This window comes from Blastococcus sp. KM273129, from assembly GCF_021698995.1.
GTDB lineage: Bacteria > Actinomycetota > Actinomycetes > Mycobacteriales > Geodermatophilaceae > Blastococcus.
In genome coordinates this window covers 1-7,994 of the sequence record NZ_SSXB01000123.1, presented here as the reverse complement: position 1 = coordinate 7,994, position 7,994 = coordinate 1, and the positions used below count along the sequence as shown (strand labels likewise).

At 74.5% G+C, this 7,994-nt stretch carries 10 protein-coding genes; 2 read left to right on the top strand and 8 right to left on the bottom strand.

Going from position 1 to position 7,994, the window contains the following annotated elements; genetic code table 11:
- Positions 1–107: 107 nt before the first annotated feature.
- From E9565_RS20910 to sodN, 5 genes are all read right to left on the bottom strand, one after another.
- Entirely contained in the window at positions 108–590 is a 483-nt protein-coding gene (locus E9565_RS20910) for a GNAT family N-acetyltransferase (RefSeq protein WP_236824717.1), read from the bottom strand.
- Positions 587–1,360 carry a CDP-diacylglycerol--serine O-phosphatidyltransferase gene (gene pssA, locus E9565_RS20905; RefSeq protein WP_236836648.1) on the bottom strand — a complete coding sequence of 258 codons (774 nt, stop codon included), beginning with the start codon at positions 1,358–1,360 and terminating at the stop codon, positions 587–589. The genes E9565_RS20910 and pssA overlap by 4 nt, the downstream gene beginning before the upstream one ends.
- A 32-nt stretch (positions 1,361–1,392) precedes the next feature.
- Positions 1,393–2,070 carry a phosphatidylserine decarboxylase gene (locus E9565_RS20900; RefSeq protein ID WP_236836647.1) on the bottom strand — a complete coding sequence of 226 codons (678 nt, stop codon included), beginning with the start codon at positions 2,068–2,070 and terminating at the stop codon, positions 1,393–1,395.
- An 80-nt stretch (positions 2,071–2,150) separates the two neighbouring features.
- Positions 2,151–2,564, bottom strand: coding sequence for a VOC family protein (locus E9565_RS20895; protein WP_236836646.1), 414 nt, complete (start codon positions 2,562–2,564; stop codon positions 2,151–2,153).
- Between the two features lie 157 nt (positions 2,565–2,721).
- Complete coding sequence (gene sodN, locus E9565_RS20890) at positions 2,722–3,126, bottom strand: superoxide dismutase, Ni (protein ID WP_222194002.1); 405 nt, start codon at positions 3,124–3,126, stop codon at positions 2,722–2,724.
- A gap of 51 nt (positions 3,127–3,177) precedes the next feature.
- Between sodN and E9565_RS20885 the strand changes: the two genes are divergently transcribed.
- Positions 3,178–3,573, top strand: coding sequence for a S26 family signal peptidase (locus tag E9565_RS20885; RefSeq protein WP_236836645.1), 396 nt, complete (start codon positions 3,178–3,180; stop codon positions 3,571–3,573).
- Here E9565_RS20885 and E9565_RS20880 read toward each other — a convergent pair.
- The gene (locus tag E9565_RS20880; protein WP_236824712.1) at positions 3,559–4,161 is read right to left on the bottom strand and encodes a dTDP-4-dehydrorhamnose 3,5-epimerase family protein; all 603 of its coding nucleotides are present in this window, start codon (positions 4,159–4,161) and stop codon (positions 3,559–3,561) included. The two genes, E9565_RS20885 and E9565_RS20880, sit on opposite strands and share 15 nt — an antisense overlap.
- A 53-nt stretch (positions 4,162–4,214) precedes the next feature.
- On the opposite strand from E9565_RS20880, the gene E9565_RS20875 reads away from it, so the two are divergent.
- On the top strand, positions 4,215–5,408 hold the full coding sequence (locus E9565_RS20875) for an NADP-dependent malic enzyme (protein ID WP_236824711.1): 1,194 nt from the start codon (positions 4,215–4,217) through the stop codon (positions 5,406–5,408).
- Here E9565_RS20875 and E9565_RS20870 read toward each other — a convergent pair.
- A complete protein-coding gene (locus E9565_RS20870) occupies positions 5,398–6,837 on the bottom strand; it encodes an aminotransferase class V-fold PLP-dependent enzyme (protein WP_236836644.1) in 1,440 nt (479 codons plus the stop codon). The two genes, E9565_RS20875 and E9565_RS20870, sit on opposite strands and share 11 nt — an antisense overlap.
- Positions 6,834–7,877 carry an MFS transporter gene (locus tag E9565_RS20865; protein ID WP_236836643.1) on the bottom strand — a complete coding sequence of 348 codons (1,044 nt, stop codon included), beginning with the start codon at positions 7,875–7,877 and terminating at the stop codon, positions 6,834–6,836. The genes E9565_RS20870 and E9565_RS20865 overlap by 4 nt, the downstream gene beginning before the upstream one ends.
- Positions 7,878–7,994 lie beyond the last annotated feature (117 nt).

The window sequence follows — 7,994 nt, the reverse complement described above, 5'->3', positions numbered from 1 at the left end:
GGCGGATGTGGGCCTTAGACAAGCCACACCCCACTCGGAGGTTCTCCTGCGTTCAAGTCCGGCCGTCGTCACCAACGTCCTGGCCGGGTACAGCTAGCGCCGTGCGGTCAGCCCCGTCCGGCAGCGGCGAAGGACACCAGCGCGTCGTCGGTCAGGCGGAACACCGTCCACTCGTCCATCGGGACGGCGCCGGCAGCCCGGTAGAACTCGATCGACGGCGTGTTCCAGTCCAGCACCGACCACTCCAGCCGGCTGTAACCGCGCTCGACGCACACCTCCGCGAGGGTGCGCAGCAGCTCCTTGCCCAGCCCCGCGCCCCGGTGCTGCGGCTGGACGTAGAGGTCCTCGAGGTAGACCCCGTGCGTGCCCCGCCAGGTGGAGAAGTTGAGGAACCACAGCGCCGTGCCGACGACCTCGCCCCCGGCCTCCGCGACGTGGCCGAAGAGGGCGGGGGCGTCGCCGAACAGGCAGGCGGTGAGCTGCTCCTCGGTGAGCCGCACCTCGTGCAGCGCGCGCTCGTAGTCGGCGAGCTCCCGCACCAGCCCCACGACCGCCGGGACGTCGTCGGGGCGGATCGGCCGCACGGTCACGAGAGCGACTCCTTCAGCCGGGCGGGCACCAGCCGGCCCAGCGGTGAGAGCACCGGCACCAGCACCGGGGCCAGCAGGTAGCCGTAGGCCAGCACGCAGCCGGTCACGACGGGGAACAGGGCGAAGCCGACCACCAGCAGCACCGCGGTGGCGACCAGCCCGTACGGGCGGCCGCTCTTCGGGCTGACCAGCGACCGGAAGGACCGGAACCGGATGTTGGTGACCATCAGCACCGCCGGGACGGCGACCACCAGCAGCACCCAGAGCCGGTCGCGGCCCTGCATGTCGTCACCGAAGGCGAACACCGATGCCAGGACGACGCCGGCCGCACCGGGGCTGGGCATGCCGGTGAAGTACCGCTTGTCGGCGGTCGGGTCGATCGTCGTGTTGAAGCGGGCGAGCCGGATCGCCGCGCACGCCACCCACAGGAAGCACACGACCCAGCCCAGCGGGTCCCACTCGTCGCGGCCCTCGGAGAACAGCGTGAAGGCCAGCAGCGCCGGCGCCAGGCCGAAGGACACCAGGTCGGCCAGCGAGTCGAACTGGAGGCCGAAGGGGGTCACCGCGCCCACCAGCCGGGCGACGGCGCCGTCGGTGATGTCGAACAGCACCGAGAGCCCGATGAGGACGGCGGCCAGGCCGTGGTCGCCGCGGATGGAGACCAGGATCGCGGCGAAGCCGCACAGCATGTTGCCGAGCGTGAACAGGCTGGGCAGGGTGGCCAGCGCCCGCCGGCGGGTACCTCGCACCGAGCCCCGCACGAACTCCACGGTGGCCGTGCGCCGTGTCGGCACCGCGCGCCTCAGCGGGTGGCGGGCCAGCGGGCGATGACGGTCTCGCCGCCCCGCACGCGCTGTCCCTCCGTCACGGCGATGGCGCACTCGCGCGGCACGAACACGTCCATGCGCGAGCCGAACTTCATCAGCCCCATCCGTTCCCCCGTCGCCAGCGTGCGGCCGACCCCGGTGCGGGTCACGATCCGGCGCGCCAGGACCCCGACGATCTGCCGGAAGACCACCGTGCGGTCGCCGTCACGGAGCCGGACCTCGCTGCGCTCGTTGCGGTGCGCCGACTCCTTGCGGTAGGCCGCCAGGAAGCTGCCCTTGCGGTAGGAGCTCTCGACGACCTCCCCGCGGTAGGGGGAGCGGTTCACGTGCACGTCGACGACGGAGAGGAAGACGCTCACCTGCTGCCAGCCGCCCTCGGGCGCGTCGCCGGGCGCCACCCCCTCCTGCGGCTCCCCGGCGACCATGACCACCCCGTCGGCGGGCGAGAGGACGTCGTCCGGGCCGGGGGGCGTGGTGTCGCACCGGCGGTCCGGGTCGCGGAAGAAGACCGCCATGTAGGCGGCGAGACCGAGCAGGGGCCAGGCGGCGAGGCGGGGCCAGCGGCGACCCGTGAGCCGGGCGCCGGTGGCGAGCAGGGCGGCCGGGGTCAGCGGGCCGGCGATGAAGGGCCAGCCGGCGGGGTCGATGCGCATGGTGGCCCCACGCTACCGGGGGCGGTCGCACCGGGCCGCGTCGTCACCGGACCGCCGGGTCCGGTGGCGACGTCAGGGGCTCAGGAGGCGGGTGTGGCGGCGTTCAGCAGCCAGCGGATGCCGAACCGGTCGGTGACCTGCCCGAACGTGTCACCCCACACCTGCTTCTCGAACGGCACGTCGACGGTGCCGCCCGCCGCGAGCTCCTCGAAGTACCGGGTGAGGGTCTCGGCGTCGTCCCCCGACAGGGAGCAGGAGACCTTGTCCGGCCCGCCCGCCGCCGGGTCGTGCCCGTCGGAGGCCATGAGCTCCAGGCCGGCGTCGGTGCGGAGGAAGGCGTGCATCACGCCGTCGTCCGGGTACTCGCCGCCCCCGCCGCCGGCGTCGCCGAAGGTCATCACCTCCAGCTCACCGCCCATCACCGAGCGGTAGAACTCCATCGCGGCTCGGGCGTCGCCGGCGAAGTGCAGGTAGGGGTTGAGCCGGATGGTCATGGTCGCTCCTCGGGTCGGGGACGGTCCGAGGGGAGACGGGGCCCGCGCCGGGAACTCATCGGTGCCCGGGGACGCCACCGGCCGGTGACCCCGGAGGGGGTCACCGGCCGGTGAGGTGCTGGAACGGCCCCGTCGCGAGGAGGACGGGGTCCTTCTTTCAGGCCGCGGCCTTGGTCTCCCAGAAGATCTTGTCGATCTCGGCGATGTAGTCGAGGAGCTTCTGGCCCTCGGCCGGGTCCATGCTGCCCTTGCCGCCGGCCGCGCCGGCCTGCTTGGTGGCCTTGTTGAACAGCTCGTGCAGCTGCGGGTACTTCTCGAAGTGCGGGGGCTTGAAGTAGTCGGTCCACAGCACCCACAGGTGGTGCTTGACCAGGTCCGCCCGCTGCTCCTTGATCATGATCGCCCGGGTCCGGTAGACCGGGTCCTCGTTGCTCTGGTACTTCTCCTGGATGGCCTTGACCGACTCCGCCTCGATGCGGGCCTGGGCCGGGTCGTACACGCCGCAGGGGAGGTCGCAGTGCGCGGTGGCCTCCACGGCGGAGAACATGCGGAACAGACGCATGGGTGGTGCCTCCGGGTTCGTGGGGATGGGTCTTCTGCGACCCTACCCGCGGTGATCAGCGGGAACACGTCGGCCGGTCGCGGTCCGGAGGAGGTTCCCCGGCTGGCGACGCGCTGGGTGCTGGCCCGGGTGAGCGGCCCGTCGATGTCGCCGACGGTCCGCCACGGGGACCGCCTGCTCGTCCGCCGGCTGCGGGCGGGTGCGGCCGTGCGGGAGGGCGACGTCGTGCTGGCCCGCTTCCCGGCCCGGCCGGAGCTCCTGGTGGTCAAGCGGGTCCGCCGCGCCGTCGAGGGCGGTCACTGGGTCGAGGGCGACAACCCGTTCGTGGCCGACGACAGCCGCGCCTTCGGGGCCGCCGCCGTCGTCGGCCGGGTGGTGGGGCGGCTGTGGCCGCGCCCGGGCCGGCTGGCCCCGGGGCCCCCGGCGTCCGGGTCAGGCGCCGCGTAGCTGCGCGTACCGCTGCGCGCACTCCGCCATGGTGGGCAGCAGGCCCTGCTCCCGGGCCTCGGCGAGGGTGGGCGCCGCACGGTCCTTGGCCGACAGCTCCAGCGCGACGTCCGCCGGCCACGGCAGGGCCAGGTCGGGGTCCAGCGGGGAGACGCCGAACTCGCGCGCGGGGTCGTAGGGGGAGGAGACCAGGTAGGTCACCGAGCTGCCGTCGGCCAGGGCGAGGAAGGCGTGCCCGAGCCCCTCGGCGAGGTAGACCGCCCGCGGCTGCTCGCTGTCGAGGAGCACGGTGTCGTACGACCCGAAGGTGGGCGAGCCGACCCGGACGTCGACGACGACGTCGAGCACCCGCCCGGCCGGGCAGTAGACGTACTTGGCCTGACCGGGCGGGACGAGCGCGAAGTGCACCCCGCGCAGCACACCCGCCGTCGAGACGCTGTGGTTGGCCTGGGCGAGGGGCAGCGGGTGTCCCACTGCCTGAGACAACTGGTCGGCGCGGTACCACTCGGTGAAACGTCCACGCGTGTCGCCGTGCGGCGTCAGGTCGATCACGAAACTGTCGGGCACGGCGAGCTCGCGGATCTCCACCACCGCACCGTAGCGACAGACCGGCTGCCGGCCGGGTTTACGCTGCTGTGCCCATGAGCGGAAATGCGGCCTCCGGGGACCTCGTCGGCACCGACCGTTTCGCCTCCGACCCGGCGTTCGCGGTGCACGAGGGCGGCAAGCTCTCCGTGTCCTCGACCCGCTCGATCGGCTCGATCGCCGACCTCGCCCTCACCTACACCCCGGGCGTCGCCCGCGTCTCGAGCGCGATCGCCGCCGAGCCCGGCCTGGCCCGCCGGTTCACCTGGGCGCCCCGCGTCGTCGCCGTCGTCTCCGACGGCACCGCGGTGCTCGGCCTCGGGGACATCGGACCGGTCGCCTCGCTGCCGGTCATGGAGGGCAAGGCCTGCCTGTTCAGCGAGTTCGCCGGGCTCTCGGCGGTGCCGATCGTGCTCTCCACCACCGACGTGGACGAGATCGTCGAGACGGTCGCGGCGATCGCGCCGTCCTTCGGCGGCATCAACCTCGAGGACATCAGCGCTCCCCGCTGCTTCGAGATCGAGGCCCGGCTGCGCGACCGCCTGGACATCCCGGTGATGCACGACGACCAGCACGGGACGGCGATCGTGGTCCTCGCCGCGCTCCGCAACGCCGCCGCGGTGGTCGGCCGCGAACTGGGCGACCTGCGGGTGGTGGTCTCCGGCGCCGGGGCGGCCGGCGTCGCCTGCACCAAGATCCTGCTCGAGGCGGGGGTGGGGGAGATCGCCGTCGCCGACTCGCAGGGCGTCCTGCACGCCGGGCGCGAGGTCACCGGCACCAAGCGGTGGCTGGTCGAGAACACCAACCGGTCGGGGTTCGCGGGCACGATGGTGGCCGCGCTGGAGGGGGCCGACGTCTACCTCGGCGTCTCCGGCGGGTCGGTGCCCGAGGCGGCGATCGCCTCGATGGCCGAGGACGCCATCGTGTTCTCGCTGGCCAACCCGACGCCGGAGGTCGACCCGGAGATGGCCGCGAGGCACGCCGCCGTCGTCGCCACCGGCCGCAGCGACCTGCCCAACCAGATCAACAACGTGCTGGCCTTCCCGGGCGTCTTCCGCGGCGCCATCGACGCCGCTGCCACCCGCATCACCGAGGAGATGAAGCTCGCGGCCGCCTCCGCGATCGCCGGCGTCGTCGGTGACGACCTGCGGCCGGACTACATCGTCCCCAGCCCGCTGGACCGGCGGGTCGCCACCGCCGTCGCCGAGGCCGTGGCCGCCTGCGCCCGGGAGCAGGGCGTCACGCGGTGAGCGCGGGGCGGTAGACCCGACCGAGGACGCCGGCCAGCAGTCGCTCGGCCACCGGCCGGGGGAGGGCCGCCACCAGGGCGTGCACGGGGGCCATGCGCTCGGGCAGCGACCCGCCGGAGACCCCGGCCAGCTCCAGGAGCGCCTCGACCTCCGCGACGGTCAGCGCCGCCGGGTCGATCGTGGCGGCCGCGGCCACCAGCCCGGGGTCCGGCACGGGGCGGGGGAGGGCGGCCGCGGCCCGCGCGGCGTCGCGGAGGTCGGCCAGCAGCGCCTCGACGCGCCCGGCGGTCGCCGCCGTGACGGTGAGGTGCAGGGTGGCGGGGAGGTCGCCGCCGTCCTGGGGGAAGGGCGGCTGCGGCTGGAGCAGCCAGCCGCGCGCGGTCATCTCGTCGGCGAGGTGCAGCACGTCGACGCCGTCGGGGCCGTCCGCGGCCAGGGCCACCAGCGTCGCGACCGGCCGGCCGACGACCCGGAGCCCGTCGATCGCGGCGGTCCCGGCGGCGAGCCGCACCGCGGCGCCCCTGGCCCGGTGGGCCAGCTCCCGGTAGCCGTCGGTGCCCACCCAGCGGTGCACCGCCCAGGCGGCCGCCATCGCGCCGGCGGGGCGGGTGCCGGCCAGGGTCGGGTTGACCACGGGGTAGCCGGGCCAGCCGGCGGTGCTGAACCAGTGCGCGTGCCGCAGCTCCGGGGTGGCGGTGAGGAGCAGCGAGACGCCCTTGGGGGCGTAGCCGTACTTGTGCAGGTCCACCGACAGCGACGTCACGCCCGGGACGGAGAGGTCGAACGGCTCGGGGACGTCGTCCAGGAACGGCAGCACCCAGCCGCCGATGCAGGCGTCCACGTGGCAGGGCACCCCGGCGCCGGCTGCGAGCCCCGCGACCTCCCCGACCGGGTCCAGGACGCCGTGCGGGTAGGAGGGCGCGCTGACCACCACCAGGACCGCGCGCTCGTCGAGCCGGCGGGCCACCGCAGAGGGGACGGCCCGGCAGGTGACCGGGTCGACCGGGATGTCGGCGACCTCGACGTCGAACAGGTGCGCGGCCTTGCGGAACGCGGCGTGGGCGGTGACGGGCAGCAGCATGCGCGGCCGCCCGGTCCCGCCCCGGGCGCGCCACTGCTCGCGCGCGGCCAGGACGGCGAGCTGGCAGCTCTCCGTGCCGCCGCTGGTGAGCGTCCCGACGGCGTCCGGGCCGCCCCCCAGCAGCTCGAGCGCGGCGCCGACGAGGTCGTTCTCGATGCGGGCGACGCTGGGGAAGGCCGTCGGGTCGAGCGCGTTGGTCCACTGGAACGCGGCCTGCGCGGCCCCGGCGAGCTCGTCCACCTCGGCGAGCCCGGAGTCGTAGACGTAGGCCATGGTCGCCCCGCCGTGGGTGGGCACGTCGCCGCGCTGCAGCGCGGTCAGCTCGGCGAGCACGTCCTGGGGCGTCACGCGGGGACCTCCTGGGTGGGGACGGCGTCGAGCCGGTAGCGGGCGAGGACGGGCAGGCTGGCGAGCACGAGCAGCGCGGGGACCAGGGTGAAGCCCAGCAGGATGGCGGAGACCGCGGTGTCCGACTGCGCGACCACGTCGTCCCCCCGGGAGGACACGTAGCCGGCGAGCGCGAGCAGCCCGCCCAGCAGGCCCGGCCCGATCGCCAGACCCAGGGTCTCCGCGGCGGTCCAGACCCCGGTGAAGACGCCGGCCCGGCGCTGCCCCGACGCGGCCTCGTCGGCGGCGATGACGTCGGGGAGCATCGCCAGGGGGAACATCTGCATGCCGGCGTACCCGATGCCGACGAGCACCACGAACGGCAGGACCACGGCGGTCCCCCCACCGGAGGCGGCGCCGAGCGCCGCGGCCGACGAGGTGAACACCCCCGACGAGACCAGGAGGCCGCGTCGCTTGCCGAACCGGCGGCTGAACCCCAGCCACAGCGGCATGACCAGGATGGCCGGTGCGACGAGGGCGGCGAACAGCAGCGTCCCCGCGGCTGCATCGCCGAGGACGTACTGGGAGAAGTACGGCACCCCGGCGAGCATCACGCCGATGCCGAGCGCCTGGACGACGAAGCCGGTGAGCAGCACCCGGAACGGCCGCGAGCCCCAGGCCAGCCGCAGCGTGGTCAGCAGCCGGCCCTCGCTGCGCACCCGGGTCAGCGTGGGTGCGTTGCGGGTGCCGATGACCGCCCCGAGCATGCCACCGGCCAGCAGCACGGCGACGAAGACGGACATGGCGAGGTAGCCGTCCCGCCCGCCGCCGAACGCGTCCACGACGGCGGGTGCGCCCGCGCCGGCCAGCAGGATGCCGACCGCCAGCGCGGCGACCCGCCAGGAGATCAGCGCCGACCGCTCGTCGGGATCGTCGGTGATCTCCGCCGGTTGCGCGACGTAGGGCACCTGGAAGAAGCCGTAGGCGGTGGCGGCGAGCAGGAAGGTGACCCCCACCCAGGCGGCGGCCACCCCCGGTGGGGCGCCGGGTCCCGCGAACACCAGGACGAACAGCGGGGGGAGCGCTAGCTGTACTGACCGGGGAGGTTGGTCAAGCGGCTGATGGGTGGGTGGCCGCCGATGCCGGTGTGGGGCCGGTGGTGGTTGTAGGCGTGTAGC